Source organism: Leclercia adecarboxylata, assembly GCF_023639785.1.
Classification (GTDB): domain Bacteria; phylum Pseudomonadota; class Gammaproteobacteria; order Enterobacterales; family Enterobacteriaceae; genus Enterobacter; species Enterobacter adecarboxylatus_D.
The window spans coordinates 698,459-713,489 of sequence record NZ_CP098325.1 but is presented as its reverse complement, the minus strand read 5'-3'; the positions used below and the strand labels follow the sequence as shown (position 1 = coordinate 713,489).

12 protein-coding genes are annotated in these 15,031 nt (G+C 55.9%); 8 read left to right on the top strand and 4 right to left on the bottom strand.

Annotated features, from left to right (window positions below; all coding sequences use genetic code 11):
- Window positions 1–48: 48 nt before the first annotated feature.
- The gene (gene rapA, locus NB069_RS03375; RefSeq protein WP_250587782.1) at window positions 49–2,955 is read left to right on the top strand and encodes an RNA polymerase-associated protein RapA; all 2,907 of its coding nucleotides are present in this window, start codon (window positions 49–51) and stop codon (window positions 2,953–2,955) included.
- A 12-nt stretch (window positions 2,956–2,967) separates the two neighbouring features.
- Window positions 2,968–3,627: a bifunctional tRNA pseudouridine(32) synthase/23S rRNA pseudouridine(746) synthase RluA gene (gene rluA, locus NB069_RS03370; RefSeq protein ID WP_250587781.1), complete on the top strand. Its 660-nt coding sequence runs from the start codon at window positions 2,968–2,970 to the stop codon at window positions 3,625–3,627.
- Between the two features lie 40 nt (window positions 3,628–3,667).
- Here rluA and djlA read toward each other — a convergent pair whose 3' ends face one another.
- Entirely contained in the window at window positions 3,668–4,486 is an 819-nt protein-coding gene (gene djlA, locus NB069_RS03365) for a co-chaperone DjlA (protein WP_250587780.1), read from the bottom strand.
- A gap of 239 nt (window positions 4,487–4,725) precedes the next feature.
- On the opposite strand from djlA, the gene lptD reads away from it, so the two are divergent.
- From lptD to apaH, 6 genes are read left to right on the top strand one after another with little or no spacing between them, the layout of a single operon-like run.
- Complete coding sequence (gene lptD / locus NB069_RS03360) at window positions 4,726–7,074, top strand: LPS assembly protein LptD (protein WP_250587779.1); 2,349 nt, start codon at window positions 4,726–4,728, stop codon at window positions 7,072–7,074.
- A gap of 53 nt (window positions 7,075–7,127) precedes the next feature.
- Entirely contained in the window at window positions 7,128–8,414 is a 1,287-nt protein-coding gene (gene surA, locus NB069_RS03355; protein WP_250587778.1) for a peptidylprolyl isomerase SurA, read from the top strand.
- Window positions 8,414–9,400: a 4-hydroxythreonine-4-phosphate dehydrogenase PdxA gene (gene pdxA, locus NB069_RS03350; RefSeq protein ID WP_250587777.1), complete on the top strand. Its 987-nt coding sequence runs from the start codon at window positions 8,414–8,416 to the stop codon at window positions 9,398–9,400. Before surA ends, pdxA begins: the two co-directional genes overlap by 1 nt.
- Window positions 9,397–10,218, top strand: coding sequence for a 16S rRNA (adenine(1518)-N(6)/adenine(1519)-N(6))-dimethyltransferase RsmA (gene rsmA / locus NB069_RS03345; RefSeq protein WP_250587776.1), 822 nt, complete (start codon window positions 9,397–9,399; stop codon window positions 10,216–10,218). The genes pdxA and rsmA overlap by 4 nt, the downstream gene beginning before the upstream one ends.
- Window positions 10,219–10,221: 3 nt before the next feature.
- Window positions 10,222–10,599 (top strand): Co2+/Mg2+ efflux protein ApaG, encoded by a 378-nt coding sequence (gene apaG / locus NB069_RS03340; RefSeq protein WP_039030409.1) that lies wholly within the window; start codon window positions 10,222–10,224, stop codon window positions 10,597–10,599.
- A 2-nt stretch (window positions 10,600–10,601) separates the two neighbouring features.
- Complete coding sequence (apaH, locus tag NB069_RS03335; RefSeq protein WP_250587775.1) at window positions 10,602–11,450, top strand: bis(5'-nucleosyl)-tetraphosphatase (symmetrical) ApaH; 849 nt, start codon at window positions 10,602–10,604, stop codon at window positions 11,448–11,450.
- 43 nt (window positions 11,451–11,493) lie between these two features.
- Here the strand turns inward: apaH and folA are convergent, their stop codons facing one another.
- The 3 genes from folA to kefF form a co-directional block, all read right to left on the bottom strand.
- The gene (gene folA / locus NB069_RS03330; protein ID WP_006173915.1) at window positions 11,494–11,973 is read right to left on the bottom strand and encodes a type 3 dihydrofolate reductase; all 480 of its coding nucleotides are present in this window, start codon (window positions 11,971–11,973) and stop codon (window positions 11,494–11,496) included.
- A 114-nt stretch (window positions 11,974–12,087) separates the two neighbouring features.
- A complete protein-coding gene (gene kefC / locus NB069_RS03325) occupies window positions 12,088–13,953 on the bottom strand; it encodes a glutathione-regulated potassium-efflux system protein KefC (RefSeq protein ID WP_250587774.1) in 1,866 nt (621 codons plus the stop codon).
- Window positions 13,946–14,476, bottom strand: a complete 531-nt coding sequence (gene kefF, locus NB069_RS03320) for a glutathione-regulated potassium-efflux system oxidoreductase KefF (RefSeq protein ID WP_250587773.1) — start codon at window positions 14,474–14,476, stop codon at window positions 13,946–13,948. The genes kefC and kefF overlap by 8 nt, the downstream gene beginning before the upstream one ends.
- Window positions 14,477–15,031 lie beyond the last annotated feature (555 nt).

Here is a 15,031-nt window from a genome sequence, read left to right as displayed (position 1 = left end):
ACGGTGGTTGAACTATTGCCTGCAATTAAAGATTAGAGCCGAACAAATATGCCTTTTACACTTGGTCAACGCTGGATCAGCGACACAGAAAGCGAACTTGGGTTAGGAACTGTCGTGGCGCTGGATGCGCGTATGGTGACTCTCCTTTTCCCCGCCACCGGTGAAAACCGTCTGTATGCTCGCAATGATTCCCCTGTGACCCGCGTGATGTTCAACCCGGGCGACACCGTTACCAGCCATGAAGGCTGGCAGCTGAAGATTGAAGACGTAAAAGAAGAGAATGGACTGCTCGCCTATATCGGAACCCGCCTGGATACCGACGAGACGGGTGTCATGCTGCGCGAAGTGCTGCTCGACAGCAAGCTGGTGTTCAGCAAACCTCAGGATCGCCTGTTCGCCGGTCAGATTGACCGCATGGATCGCTTCTCGCTGCGCTACCGCGCGCGTAAGTTCCAGAGCGAGCAGTACCGCATGCCGTGGAGCGGCCTGCGCGGCCAGCGCACCAGCCTGATCCCCCATCAGTTGAACATTGCCCATGACGTGGGCCGTCGCCATGCGCCGCGCGTCCTGCTGGCGGATGAGGTCGGTTTAGGTAAAACCATCGAAGCGGGCATGATTTTGCACCAGCAGCTGCTCTCCGGCGCTGCCGAGCGCGTGCTGATTGTGGTGCCTGAAACCCTGCAGCACCAGTGGCTGGTAGAGATGCTGCGTCGCTTCAACCTGCGTTTCTCCCTGTTTGACGACGAGCGCTACGCCGAGGCCCAGCACGACGCCGATAACCCGTTCGAAACCGAACAGCTGGTGATCTGCTCCCTGGACTTCGTTCGCCGCAGCAAGCAGCGTCTTGAGCACCTGTGCGATGCCGAATGGGACATCATGGTGGTGGATGAAGCGCACCATCTGGTGTGGAACCTCGATGCCCCGAGCCGCGAATATATGGCCATTGAGCAGCTGGCCGAGCGCGTGCCCGGCGTGCTGCTGCTGACCGCCACCCCGGAACAGCTGGGTCTGGAGAGCCATTTTGCGCGTCTGCGCCTGCTGGATCCAAACCGTTTCCATGATTTTGACCTTTTTGTCGAAGAGCAGAAAAATTACCGCCCGGTGGCGGACGCCGTGGCCCTGCTGCTGGCAGGCAAGCACCTCTCCGACGAGGAGCTGAACACCCTGAGCGAGCTGATTGGCGAACAGGATATCGAGCCGCTGCTGCAGACCGCCAACAGCGATCGTGACGGCGCCGATGCCGCTCGCCAGGAGCTGGTCTCCATGCTGATGGATAGGCACGGCACCAGCCGCGTCCTGTTCCGTAACACCCGTAATGGGGTGAAAGGTTTCCCGAAACGCGAACTGCACACGATCCGTCTGCCGCTGCCAACCCAGTACCAGACGGCCATCAAGGTCTCCGGCATCATGGGGGCACGCAAAACCGCGGAAGAGCGCGCCAGGGATATGCTCTATCCGGAACAGATTTATCAGGAGTTTGAAGGCGATAGCGGCACCTGGTGGAACTTCGACCCGCGCGTGGAGTGGCTGATGGGCTACCTGACCGCCAACCGTTCCCAGAAGGTGCTGGTGATCTGCGCCAAAGCCACGACCGCGCTTCAGCTTGAGCAGGTGCTGCGCGAGCGGGAAGGTATTCGCGCGGCGGTGTTCCACGAAGGCATGTCCATTATCGAACGCGACCGCGCGGCGGCATGGTTCTCCGAAGAGGACAGCGGCGCGCAGGTGCTGCTCTGCTCTGAAATCGGCTCCGAAGGGCGTAACTTCCAGTTCGCCAGCCGTCTGGTCATGTTCGATTTACCGTTCAACCCGGATCTGCTGGAGCAGCGTATCGGCCGTCTGGATCGTATCGGCCAGGCGCATGACATTCAGATCCACGTCCCGTACCTGGAAAAAACCGCTCAGTCCGTACTGGTGCGCTGGTTCCATGAAGGGCTGGATGCGTTTGAGCACACCTGCCCGACCGGCCGTACCATTTACGACAGCGTGCACAGCGAGTTAACAGGCTATCTCGCCTCTCCGGAAAACACCGACGGTTTCGACGATCTGATCAAAGCCAGCCGTGAACAGCATGAAGCCCTGAAAGCGCAGCTGGAGCAGGGCCGCGACCGTCTGCTGGAGATCCACTCTAACGGCGGCGAGAAGGCCCAGCGGCTGGCAGAGAGCATTGAAGAGCAGGATGACGATACCAGCCTGATTAGCTTCGCCATGAACCTGTTTGATATCGTCGGTATCAACCAGGACGACCGCGGCGAGAACATGATTGTGCTGACCCCGTCTGACCATATGCTGGTGCCGGACTTCCCGGGCCTGCCGGAAGATGGCTGCACCATCACCTTTGAGCGTGATGTCGCCCTCTCCCGCGAAGATGCGCAGTTCATTACCTGGGAACATCCGCTGATCCGCAACGGTCTGGATCTGATCCTCTCCGGTGACACCGGCAGCAGCACCATTTCACTGCTGAAGAACAAGGCGCTGCCGGTCGGCACCCTGCTGCTGGAGCTGATCTACGTGGTTGAAGCCCAGGCGCCGAAACAGCTCCAGCTCAACCGCTTCCTGCCGGCAACACCCGTGCGTCTGCTGTTGGATAAGAACGGCACCAACCTGGCGGCACAGGTCGAGTTTGAAAGCTTTAACCGTCAGCTGAGCGCGGTGAATCGCCATACCGGCAGCAAGCTGGTTAACGCGGTGCAGCAGGACGTGTATACCATTCTGCAGCAGGGTGAACCTCAGATCGAGAAGGCGGCGCGTGCCCTGATTGAAGCAGCGCGTAGCGAAGCGGATGAAAAACTGTCGGCAGAGCTGTCACGTCTGGAGGCGCTGCGTGCGGTTAATCCGAATATTCGTGACGACGAACTGGCGGCGATTGAAACCAATCGTCAGCAGGTGCTTGAGAGCCTTAATCAGGCGGGATGGCGTCTGGATGCGCTGCGCCTTATCGTTGTGACGCATCAGTAAGCGGAGCGAAACATGTTGATGGAACCCTACAATCCGCCACAGGATCCATGGCTGGTCATCCTGTATCAGGATGAGCACATTATGGTGGTCAACAAGCCGAGCGGCTTGTTGTCCGTGCCCGGCAGACTGGATGAGCACAAAGACAGCGTGATGACGCGCGTTCAGCGCGATTATCCGCAGGCGGAGTCGGTCCACCGTCTGGACATGGCGACCAGCGGTGTGATTGTGGTGGCGCTGACCAAGGCGGCAGAACGCGAGCTGAAGCGTCAGTTTCGTGAGCGTGAGCCGAAGAAGCAGTACCTTGCGCGCGTCTGGGGCCATCCGCAGCCGTCTGAAGGACTGGTTGACCTGCCACTTATCTGCGACTGGCCGAATCGCCCGAAGCAGAAGGTCTGCTATGAAACCGGCAAGGCGGCACAAACCGAATATGAAGTGCTGGAGTACGCAGCGGATAACAGCGCCCGCGTGCGGCTAAAACCGATTACCGGCCGCTCGCACCAGCTGCGCGTGCATATGCTGGCGCTGGGCCATCCGATTCTGGGGGATCGCTTTTATGCCACACCAGAGGCTCTGTCCATGGCGCCGCGTCTGCAGCTGCACGCTGAGATGCTCACCATCACCCATCCGGAATATGGCACGCCGATGACCTTTAAGGCACCGGCGGACTTCTGACCGATTGCCCGGCAGCGCAACGCTCGCCGGGCATACCACCTTACTTAAAGCCCTTCTGCTCTTTAATGAGCTCGTACGCTTTCTGAATTTCCTGCGCTTTTTGCTTTGCCATCTCCATCATCTCTGGCGGTAACCCTTTCGCCACCAGCTTATCCGGATGATGCTCGCTCATCAGCTTACGGTAGGCACGCTTGATGGTCGTTGGCTCATCGGTCGGCTTCACGCCCAGCACGTTACAGGCATCCTCCAGGGTTGGCCCGCGCTGCGCCTGCTGCCAGCCGCCACCGCCCGCCTGCTGTTGCTGATAGCCGCCACCAAACTGCGCCCCGCCCTGCATCATGCGCAGGAACTGATCGAACTGGGTACGGGAGATGCCCAGCTCTTCCGCAATGACGTAGAGCACCTCACGTTCGTTCGGGTGGAGCGATCCGTCGGCAAACGCCGCCTGGATTTGAATCTCCAGAAACATCCGAATTAAGTCGAAGCGTCCGAAGCAGATGCTGCGGAACTGACGCATTTTTTCGCGCAGAGGATAGTTATCCGCCTTGCCGGTACGAAAGGCGTGTTGCGCCGCCGCCCGGGAATCACCGTGCAGGTTCATACGATCCATAAACTGGCTGGCGATGTGGATGTCAGCCTCGGTCACCCGCCCTTTCGATTTGGTCAGATGCCCCATAACCTCGAACGTGGTCGCAAAAAAAAGCGCCTGGCGTTCACGCTGGTTGGCGAACCAGGCCATCTTACGACTTCTTGCTTTATCAAACATATGGCCGATAAGCAGCCCCAGAACGATGCCCCAGAAGCCCGCGCCCATCAGTAAAGCGAACGCAACGCCGATAATTTTTCCCCAATACTGCATATACTCCCCAAATGGTGATGTATTTGACCCGCGCAACGCCATCATTCCGTTGGCCTGGCCACGGTCAAGTGAAGGACATCGCCTATAATTTGCATTATCATACTCGTCATTCAATAACGCGCCTATCACCACGGCGCGTTTACGGGCAGGATTAACGCTAGCACTGTGATGATGAGTAAGATAGTCTCTGACCGTTTGCCAGCGATAAGCCACTGATGACGGAACAATAAATAAAACGTATGAAAAAACGTATCCCCACCCTCCTGGCCACGATGATAGCTACGGCTCTGTATAGTCAACAGGGTCTGGCAGCCGATCTCGCCTCGCAATGTATGCTGGGTATTCCCAGCTATGATCGCCCGCTGGTTCAGGGTGATACGAACACGCTACCGGTTACCATCACCGCTGACAACGCGAAAGGGAACTATCCTGACGACGCCGTGTTTAGCGGTAATGTGGATATTAACCAGGGCAACAGCCGCTTGCAGGCCGATGAAGTTCAGTTGCACCAGAAACAGCCAGAAGGCGCAGCTGAACCGGTACGAACGGTGGATGCGCTGGGTAATGTGCACTATGACGATAATCAGGTCATCCTGAAAGGTCCGAAAGCCTGGTCAAACCTGAATACCAAGGACACTAACGTCTGGGAAGGTGATTACCAGATGGTAGGCCGTCAGGGGCGCGGTAAAGCCGATCTGATGAAACAGCGCGGTGAAAACCGCTACACCATTCTGGAGAACGGGACCTTTACCTCCTGCCTGCCTGGCTCGGATACCTGGAGCGTGGTCGGTAGCGAAGTGATCCACGACCGCGAAGAGCAGGTGGCGGAGATCTGGAACGCCCGCTTTAAGCTCGGCCCGGTGCCGGTCTTCTACAGCCCGTATCTGCAATTGCCCGTGGGCGATAAACGTCGCTCCGGCTTCCTGATCCCGAACGCCAAGTACAGCACCTCAAACTATTTTGAGTTCTACCTGCCGTACTACTGGAACATCGCGCCCAACATGGACGCCACGATCACGCCGCACTATATCCACAAGCGCGGCAACATCATGTGGGAGAACGAGTTCCGCTACCTGACGCAGGCGGGTGAAGGTCTGATGGAGCTGGACTATCTGCCGTCCGATAAGGTCTTCCAGGATGAACACCCAACGGAAGGCGATAAACACCGCTGGTTATACTACTGGCAACATGCCGGGGTAATGGATCAGGTGTGGCGTTTTAACGTCAACTACACCAAGGTCAGCGATCCTTACTATTTTAACGACTTTACCTCGAAATACGGTTCCAGTACCGACGGCTACGCCACGCAGATCTTCAGCGCAGGTTATGCGGTCAAAAACTTTGATGCCACCGTATCGACCCGTCAGTTCCAGGTGTTCAGCAGCCAGAACGCCAGCACCTACGGTGCGGAACCACAGCTGGACGTCAACTGGTACCAGAATGACGTGGGGCCCTTTGATACCCGCATTTACGGCCAGGCCGTGCATTTCGTGAACACCAACTCCGACATGCCGGAAGCGACGCGTATTCACCTTGAGCCGACCATAAACCTGCCGGTATCCAACGACTGGGCGAGCCTGGATACCGAAGTGAAGCTGATGGCGACCCACTATCAGCAGGATAATCTGGAGACGTACAACGCGAATAACGGCACCCATCTGGAAGAGTCCGTTAACCGTACGCTGCCGCAGTTCAAAATGGACGGTAAGCTCATCTTCGAGCGCGACATGAACTGGAGCGAGGGTTGGACCCAGACGCTGGAGCCGCGCGCGCAGTACCTGTACGTGCCGTATCGCGATCAGAGTAATATCAATAACTACGACTCTTCCCTGCTGCAATCCGACTATAGCGGCCTGTTCCGCGACCGTACTTACGGTGGTCTGGACCGCATTGCCTCAGCTAACCAGGTCACAACCGGTGTCACAACTCGCGTATTTGATGATGCTGCGGTTGAACGTTTTAATGCTTCCATTGGTCAAATCTACTATTTCACCGAATCGCGTACTGGCGATGACTACATCAACTGGGAGAAAGACGACAAAACCGGCTCTCTGGTCTGGGCGGGAGATACCTACTGGCGCATGACGGATCGCTGGGGGCTGCGTGGCGGTCTGCAGTACGATACGCGTCTGGATAACATTGCTACCAGCAGTGCAACCGTAGAGTATCGTCGTGACGAAGACCGTATGGTTCAGCTGAGCTACCGTTATGCCAGCCCGGAGTATATCCAGGCAACGTTACCTAACTTCTCGACGGCCGAACAGTACAAAGAAGGCATTTCGCAGGTGGGTGGCACGGCAAGCTGGCCAATTGCCGATCGCTGGTCAGTTGTGGGGGCATACTACTTTGACACCAATCAGAGTAAGTCAGCGGATCAGATGCTGGGTCTGCAGTACAACTCCTGCTGTTACGCGATCCGCGTTGGTTATGAGCGTAAGCTGAATGGCTGGGATCCTGACAAAGGGCAGAGTGAATACGATAACGTCATCGGCTTTAACATCGAGCTGCGTGGCCTGAGCTCCAACTATGGTCTGGGTACTCAGCAGATGCTGCGCTCACCGATTCTGCCGTACCGTAGTTCCTTATGATGTACTTGATTTAACACGTAATCCGCTTTGCGGTTAATTGATATGGAAAAAGTATGAAGAACTGGAAAACGCTGCTGCTCGGTATCGCTATGGTCGCGAATACCAGCTTCGCGGCCCCACAGGTTGTCGACAAAGTCGCTGCCGTTGTGAACAACGGTGTGGTACTTGAGAGCGACGTTGATGGTTTAATGCAGTCTGTGAAGCTCAACGCGGGTCAGGCAGGTCAGCAACTTCCGGATGATTCCACGTTGCGTCATCAGATCCTTGAACGTCTGATCATGGATCAGATCGTTCTGCAGATGGGTCAGAAGATGGGTGTGAAGATCTCTGATGAGCAGCTCGATCAGGCTATCGCCAACATAGCGAAGCAGAACAATATGTCCACCGACCAGATGCGCAGCCGTCTGGCCTATGACGGCATCAGCTATTCCACCTACCGTAATCAGATCCGCAAAGAGATGCTGATTTCAGAAGTGCGTAATAACGAAGTGCGTCGTCGCGTCACCATCCTGCCGCAGGAAGTGGAGACCCTGGCCAAACAGGTCGGTAATCAGAACGATGCCAGCACCGAACTGAACCTGAGCCACATCCTGATCCCGCTGTCAGAAAACCCCTCCTCTGACCAGGTCGCCGAGGCGGAAAGCCAGGCCCGCTCTATCGTCGATCAGGCGCGTAACGGCGGTGATTTCGGTAAGCTGGCAATCACCTATTCAGCTGACCAGCAGGCGCTGAAAGGCGGCCAGATGGGCTGGGGTCGTATCCAGGAGCTGCCATCAATCTTTGCCCAGGCGCTGAGCACGGCGAAAAAAGGCGATATCGTGGGCCCAATCCGTTCCGGCGTTGGCTTCCACATTCTGAAAGTGAACGATCTGCGCGGCCAGAGCCAGAGCATCTCGGTTACTGAAGTGCATGCCCGTCACATTCTGCTGAAACCTTCCCCGCTGATGACTGACGATCAGGCGCGGGCGAAACTGCAGCAGATTGCCGCTGACATCCGCAGCGGTAAAACCTCCTTCGCTAACGCGGCGAAAGAGTTCTCACAGGATCCGGGTTCAGCGAATCAGGGCGGCGATCTGGGCTGGGCGGCAGCGGATATTTACGATCCGGCCTTCCGCGATGCGCTGATGAAAATGAACAAAGGTCAGCTGAGCGAACCGGTTCACTCTACCTTTGGCTGGCACCTGATCGAGCTGCTGGACACCCGCAATGTGGATAAAACCGATGCGGCGCAAAAGGATCGCGCATATCGCATGCTGTTCAACCGTAAGTTCTCTGAAGAAGCCGCGACATGGATGCAGGAGCAACGCGCCAGCGCCTACGTCAAAGTTCTGAGCAACTAATGAAAACGCATCGTGTTGTCATCACTCCCGGCGAACCCGCCGGGATTGGTCCCGACCTGGTCGTCCAGCTTGCCCAGCGCAGCTGGCCGGTCGAACTGGTTGTCTGTGCCGATGCCAGCGTACTCAAAGCGCGGGCGCAGCAGCTTAACCTGCCGCTCACGCTTCTGCCGTATCAGGCAGAGAACGCCCCCCTCCCCCAGCAAGCGGGTACCTTAACGCTGTTACCCATTCCGCTTCGTGCCCCGGTTATCCCAGGACAACTAAGCACTGAGAATGGCCATTATGTGGTGGAGACCCTGGCGCGCGCCTGCGATGGCTGTCTGAGCGGGGAATTTGCCGCGCTGATCACAGGCCCCGTTCATAAAGGGGTGATCAACGATGCCGGCGTGGCCTTTACCGGTCATACCGAATTTTTTGAAGAACGTTCGCACAGCCCTAAAGTGGTGATGATGCTGGCCACCGAGGAGCTGCGGGTTGCTCTGGCCACTACGCACCTGCCGATCAAAGCCGTTTCCGAGGCCATTACGCCGGATCTGCTGCGTGACGTCATCGCCATTCTGCATCACGACCTACGCACCAAATTCGGTATAGCCGATCCGCATGTGCTGGTATGTGGCCTGAATCCGCACGCGGGCGAAGGCGGACATATGGGAATGGAAGAGATCGACACCATCATTCCGGTACTGGACGAGATGCGTGCGCAGGGGATGCATCTCAGCGGGCCGCTGCCTGCGGATACCCTTTTCCAGCCGAAATATCTCGGGAATGCTGACGCCGTGCTGGCGATGTACCACGATCAGGGCCTTCCCGTGCTAAAATACCAGGGCTTTGGCCGCGGGGTGAATATCACCCTCGGTTTACCCTTTATTCGTACTTCTGTTGACCATGGTACTGCGCTTGATTTGGCAGGCCAGGGAAAAGCAGATGTCGGCAGTTTTATTACGGCGCTTAATCTCGCCATCAAAATGATTGTTAATACTCAATGAATAATCGCGTCCACCAGGGCCATTTAGCCCGTAAACGTTTCGGGCAAAACTTCCTCAACGATCAGTTCGTGATCGAAAGTATTGTTTCGGCTATTAATCCACAAAAAGGCCAGGCGATGGTCGAGATCGGGCCGGGTCTGGCGGCACTGACTGAACCGGTTGGCGAGCGCCTCGATGAACTGACCGTCATCGAACTGGACCGCGATCTGGCAGCGCGCCTGCAGACGCACCCGTTCCTTGGGCCAAAGCTGACGATTTATCAGCAGGATGCCATGACCATGAACTTCGGCGAACTGTCGGAGAAAATGGGTCAGCCGCTGCGCGTTTTCGGCAACCTGCCGTATAACATCTCCACGCCGCTGATGTTCCACCTGTTTAGCTATACTGATGCCATTGCCGACATGCACTTTATGTTGCAAAAAGAGGTCGTCAATCGACTGGTTGCAGGGCCGAACAGTAAAGCGTATGGTCGTTTAAGCGTGATGGCACAGTATTACTGTAACGTGATCCCGGTACTCGAAGTACCGCCATCTGCGTTTACGCCGCCGCCGAAAGTTGACTCTGCGGTTGTGCGCCTGGTGCCGCATAAAACGAAGCCGTATCCGGTCAAAGATCTGCGCGTGCTGAGCCGTATCACCACCGAAGCCTTTAACCAGCGCCGTAAAACGATTCGTAACAGCCTTGGCAATCTGTTTACCGTTGAAGTGTTAGCCGAGTTGGGTATCGACCCGGCAATGCGTGCGGAGAACATTTCCGTAGAACAGTACTGCAAGCTGGCTAATTACATCAGTGAAAAAGCGCCGCCGAAGGAGAGCTAAGCCATGATTAATTCGCCCCGCGTATGTGTTCAGGTGCAAAGCCTTTATATTGAGTCTCAATCCACGCCGGATGAAGAACGTTTTGTTTTTGCTTACACCGTGACCATTCGCAATCTCGGGCGAACCCCTGTGCAGCTGCTGGGGCGTTACTGGCTTATCACCAACGGCAATGGTCGTGAAATTGAAGTGCAGGGCGAAGGTGTTGTGGGTGAACAGCCGCACATCGCGCCCGGCGAAGAGTATCAGTACACCAGCGGTGCGGTCATCGAAACGCCGCTGGGTACCATGCAGGGCCATTATGAAATGGTCGATGCCGAGGGTAATGCATTCCGCATTGCCATTCCTGTTTTCCGTCTGGCTGTACCAACACTCATTCACTAAACATGTCTACATATCTCATTGGCGACGTTCACGGTTGCTACGATGAACTGATCGCATTGTTAAAGCAGGTGGATTTTACCCCCGGTACAGACACGCTGTGGCTAACGGGCGATCTGGTTGCCCGCGGTCCTGGCTCGCTGGAAGTGCTGCGCTATGTTAAATCACTGGGTGACAGCGTACGGATCGTCCTTGGTAACCACGACCTGCATCTGCTGGCCGTCTATGCCGGGATCAGCCGTAATAAACCGAAAGACAGGATCACCCCGTTGCTGGATGCGCCTGACGCCGATGAGCTGATTAACTGGCTGCGTCGCCTGCCGCTGCTGCAGATCGACGAAGAGAAGAAACTGGTTATGGCGCACGCGGGTATTACTCCGCAGTGGGATCTGCAAACCGCAAAAGAGTGCGCCCGTGACGTTGAAGCGGTGCTCGCCAGCGACTCCTACCCGTTTTTCCTGGATGCCATGTATGGCGACATGCCCAATAACTGGAGCACAGATCTTAGCGGCGTTGCGCGCCTGCGTTTTATTACGAACGCCTTTACCCGCATGCGCTACTGTTTCCCGAACGGTCAGCTGGATATGTACTGTAAGGATGTGCCGGAAAATGCGCCCACTCCGCTCAAACCCTGGTTCGCTATCCCCGGTCCGGTGACGGACCAGTACAGCGTGATCTTTGGACACTGGGCATCGCTGGAAGGGAAAGGCACGCCTGAAGGCATTTATGGGCTGGATACGGGTTGCTGCTGGGGCGGTGAACTTACCTGCCTGCGCTGGGAAGATAAAGCGTACTTTATGCAGCCTTCGAACCGGCACCAGGACTTAGGTGAGAACGAAGCAGTCGCATCGTAGAAGAGAACTGCACCTCTCCGGGCTGGAAAGGTGCAGTAACAGATTAGCGGCGTTCAAGGATCTCGAAGCAGTAGCTATGCGAATTTTGCGCGTCAGCGTCGTGGAATTCGCTAAATACCGATTCCCACTCGTCAGGATCGTAGTCCGGGAAATGGGTGTCCCCTTCCACTTCTGCATCAATATGGGTCAGATATAATTTCTGCGCTTTCGGCAGGAATTGCTCATAAACACGCCCCCCGCCAATGACCATTATCTCTTCAGCATCGCCGCAGGCAGCAATGGCTTCGTCAACGGATTTAACCCACTCGACACGATCATCGGTGCCGGGCTGGCTGCTTATTACGATGTTTTTACGGCCCGGCAACGGGCGCCCGATTGACTCCCAGGTCAGGCGACCCATTACTACCGGCTTGTTCAACGTTGTACGTTTAAACCACGCGAGATCGGCAGGCAGATTCCACGGCATGGCGTTTTCCATACCAATCACGCGATCTACCGCAAGCGCCGCAATCAGACTGATCATTGATTATTTCCCGGATGCAAAAAATTGCCGCCACTATACGGAAAGCTTAATCTTTCGTCGACTGGCGGCAGAGTAAAGAACAGGAAATTTTTTATATTTGCTGGCAACCCCTCTTCACACTACAGGTTTGCTCTCCGGCTCATCCTGCGGATCGCCGGTATGCTTACCCTCTTCCGTTCCCTGCCAGCCATGACGCTGGGTCAGCGAGAGGTGATTTCGGTCTTCATTGATGATCTCCGTCAGCATGGCGCTGGTACGTTTAACCACCGCCGCGCGCGACGTAGCATCGTTTTCAACCATCGCCGCCATCTCCTCAACCATTTCCGTATTAAACCGGCGGAACAGATCGGCGCGCTCACGGGCCTCATAAGCACCGAGGCCGAGGCTCTCCAGCGCCAGCCGACCGGACTTAAGCGCACCTTCGAAGGTTTCACGCTCCGGTGCGTCGATACCCATCTGGCGGAGCTGGATGTAGTGATCGACATCGCGTGCGCGGGAGATGATTTTCAGATGCGGGAAATGCCTCTTTGCCAGTTCCGCCAGCTGCAGGCTGTTCTTCGGATCGTCTATCGCGTTGATCAATACTTCGGCCTTCTGCGCCCCGGCGGACTCCAGCAGATCAACCCGCGTGGCATCGCCATAAAAGACCTTCATATCAAACTTACGCAAGGTTTCAACGTGGTCCGGATCGTGATCGAGGATAACCATCTTCACGCCGCTGGAGAGCAGCAAACGGCCTGCAATCTGGCCGAAGCGACCAAACCCGGCGATGATCACGCGCGGTTGTTCCTCATCAATTTCATCTGCCTCGTGCTCCTGACCACTGTCGGCTGCCTCCAGACGCGTCAACACCACCAGCAGCAGCGGTGTTACCGCCATCGACAGCGCTACCGCCAGCGTTAGCGCTTTCGCCCATTCAGGATCGAGCACGTTAGCCATGTTCGCCGCGCCAAAAACCACGAACGCGAACTCGCTCCCCTGCCCCAGCAGCACCGCAAACCAGCGACGCTGTTTAGCGGGAACCTTCAACGGGCGAGCCACCAGCCAGAGCATGGTCATTTTAATGGCCAGGAAACCCACCAGCAGGATGGCGATGCGCAGCGGATGGGTCACCAGCGTCCCGAAGTCAACGGACATCCCCACGCCGATGAAAAACAGCCCCAACAGCAGGCCCTTAAAGGGTTCGATGTCGCTTTCCAGCGCGTGGCGATACTCGGAGCTCGCCAGCAGAACGCCTGCCAGAAACGCCCCCATCGCCATAGAGAGCCCGGCCTCTTCCAGCATCAGGCCAAAACCAAAGACCAGGAACAGGGCCACGGCACTGAACACTTCACGCAGGCCGGAACGTGCGACAAAGCGCAGTAAAGGGCGGCTGACGTAGCGGCCCAGCAGCACTACCAGGGTCAGCGCCCCGGCCACTTTTAATGCCGAGAGGGCAAACGCGCCCAGGGTCGTGGACGCCCCGGAGGTGGCCAGCAGCGGGATCATTGCCACCAGCGGAATGGCGGCAATATCCTGGAACAACAACACCGAGAAGGCGCTGCGCCCCATCTGCGAAACCGTCAGGTTGCGCTCATTCATGGCCTGCATGGCGATCGCCGTGGACGAGAGGGCCAGCGTCATGCCGATCAGCTCCGCCACTTTCCAGTCCATGCCCAGCAGGATACAGAACCCACCCAGCAGCAAACCGCAGGCGAGCATCTGCAACGCCCCGCCGCCAAATACCGACGCTCGCAGCTTCCACAGGCGACGCGGATCCAGCTCCAGGCCGATAACAAACAGCATCAGTACCACGCCGATTTCAGCGAAGTGCAGAATCGACTCGGCATCGGTGACCAGCCGGAATCCCCAGGGACCAATGACGCACCCGGCAATCAGATAGCCCAACACCGAGCCCAGTCCAAGACGTACCGCAACGGGCACAATCAGCGCCGCGGCGCCCAAATAGATCAGCGCCTGAATCAGCGTATGGCTATCCATGGTGCGCCTCCTGCCAGTCGAGTAACCGTTGTTTATAGTGACGCGCCTGCGCCTGAAGGGTTTCGTCATCGCAAACGAACGTGCAGTGCATGGCAAACGGCGGGAGCCAGTTCAGCCCGCAATAGAGCGCGGTGGCCTGCAGGGGCTGCGCCAGCACCTCAAAACCGGGGAAGGAGCCGATATCAAAATGGCTTTCACCGCCACCGGTGGTCACTGCCCAGAGCAGACTTTTGCCCTTCAGCGCCCTACCGTTATGGCCGTATGCCCAGCCGTGAGAGAACACTTTATCGATCCACAGCTTCAGCAACGGCGGTGTGCTGTACCACTGCATCGGATGTTGCCAGACGATCAAATCAGCTCTGGCGATCGCCTCCTGCTCGGCGGCGATATCAATATTAAAGTCCGGATAGAGCTGGTAGAGCGAGCGGATCTCCACGCCCTCCAGCGTCTTGACCTGATCGAGCATCCGTTTATTCGCATGGGAATGATGCGGGTAAGGATGGGCGTAAATAATGAGGATCATGATTACCTGGTTGAACGACTATCTGGTTGTGACAGTCAGTGTAGACAGGAAAGCGAGGCGTTTGAAGGGCTCTGTACCGGTGCTGGCCTTAACCGCAAAGATTGATAAATGCTTTTGCGTCAAAATCTATTGTAATTATTAAATCCATAATAAAAAAATATGATATTTAAAAATATAATTAATCACCACATAAAATGTAAAATTATTATGGTTAAACTGAATTAAATCTATAATTTAAAATTTATCGCCGTGTTAAAAAACAACAAAAATCAAATGATTAAACCAGAAAAATAAATATTATCTTAAAAACCGGTGATTTACAAAAAATTACCCCCTCTCTAAAATGCACATCCTTTAATCACAAAATGGATGTGAAAATGAAAAACAAAACTCCAGAATTAAACAGAACGACAAAATCGCTAAAAGCGATTTTTCCGGCGTTGTCTGCGCTGATGGTATTTACGCCATTAATGGTGTCCGCAGAAACGACAATCAGTGGTTCTACAGAAAAAGTACTGAATTTCGAAGCAGATGATAAGTACATTATCGTTGAAG

Excerpts from the sequence above, each read along its gene's own strand:
- djlA (WP_250587780.1), bottom strand. The coding sequence starts at position 4,486 with ATGCAGTATTGGGGAAAAATTATCGGCGTTGCGTTCGCTTTACTGATG.
- surA (WP_250587778.1), top strand. The coding sequence starts at position 7,128 with ATGAAGAACTGGAAAACGCTGCTGCTCGGTATCGCTATGGTCGCGAAT.
- pdxA (WP_250587777.1), top strand. The coding sequence starts at position 8,414 with ATGAAAACGCATCGTGTTGTCATCACTCCCGGCGAACCCGCCGGGATT.
- kefC (WP_250587774.1), bottom strand. The coding sequence starts at position 13,953 with ATGGATAGCCATACGCTGATTCAGGCGCTGATCTATTTGGGCGCCGCG.
- apaG (WP_039030409.1), top strand. The coding sequence starts at position 10,222 with ATGATTAATTCGCCCCGCGTATGTGTTCAGGTGCAAAGCCTTTATATT.
- rluA (WP_250587781.1), top strand. The coding sequence starts at position 2,968 with ATGTTGATGGAACCCTACAATCCGCCACAGGATCCATGGCTGGTCATC.
- lptD (WP_250587779.1), top strand. The coding sequence starts at position 4,726 with ATGAAAAAACGTATCCCCACCCTCCTGGCCACGATGATAGCTACGGCT.
- folA (WP_006173915.1), bottom strand. The coding sequence starts at position 11,973 with ATGATCAGTCTGATTGCGGCGCTTGCGGTAGATCGCGTGATTGGTATG.
- rapA (WP_250587782.1), top strand. The coding sequence starts at position 49 with ATGCCTTTTACACTTGGTCAACGCTGGATCAGCGACACAGAAAGCGAA.
- kefF (WP_250587773.1), bottom strand. The coding sequence starts at position 14,476 with ATGATCCTCATTATTTACGCCCATCCTTACCCGCATCATTCCCATGCG.
- rsmA (WP_250587776.1), top strand. The coding sequence starts at position 9,397 with ATGAATAATCGCGTCCACCAGGGCCATTTAGCCCGTAAACGTTTCGGG.
- apaH (WP_250587775.1), top strand. The coding sequence starts at position 10,602 with ATGTCTACATATCTCATTGGCGACGTTCACGGTTGCTACGATGAACTG.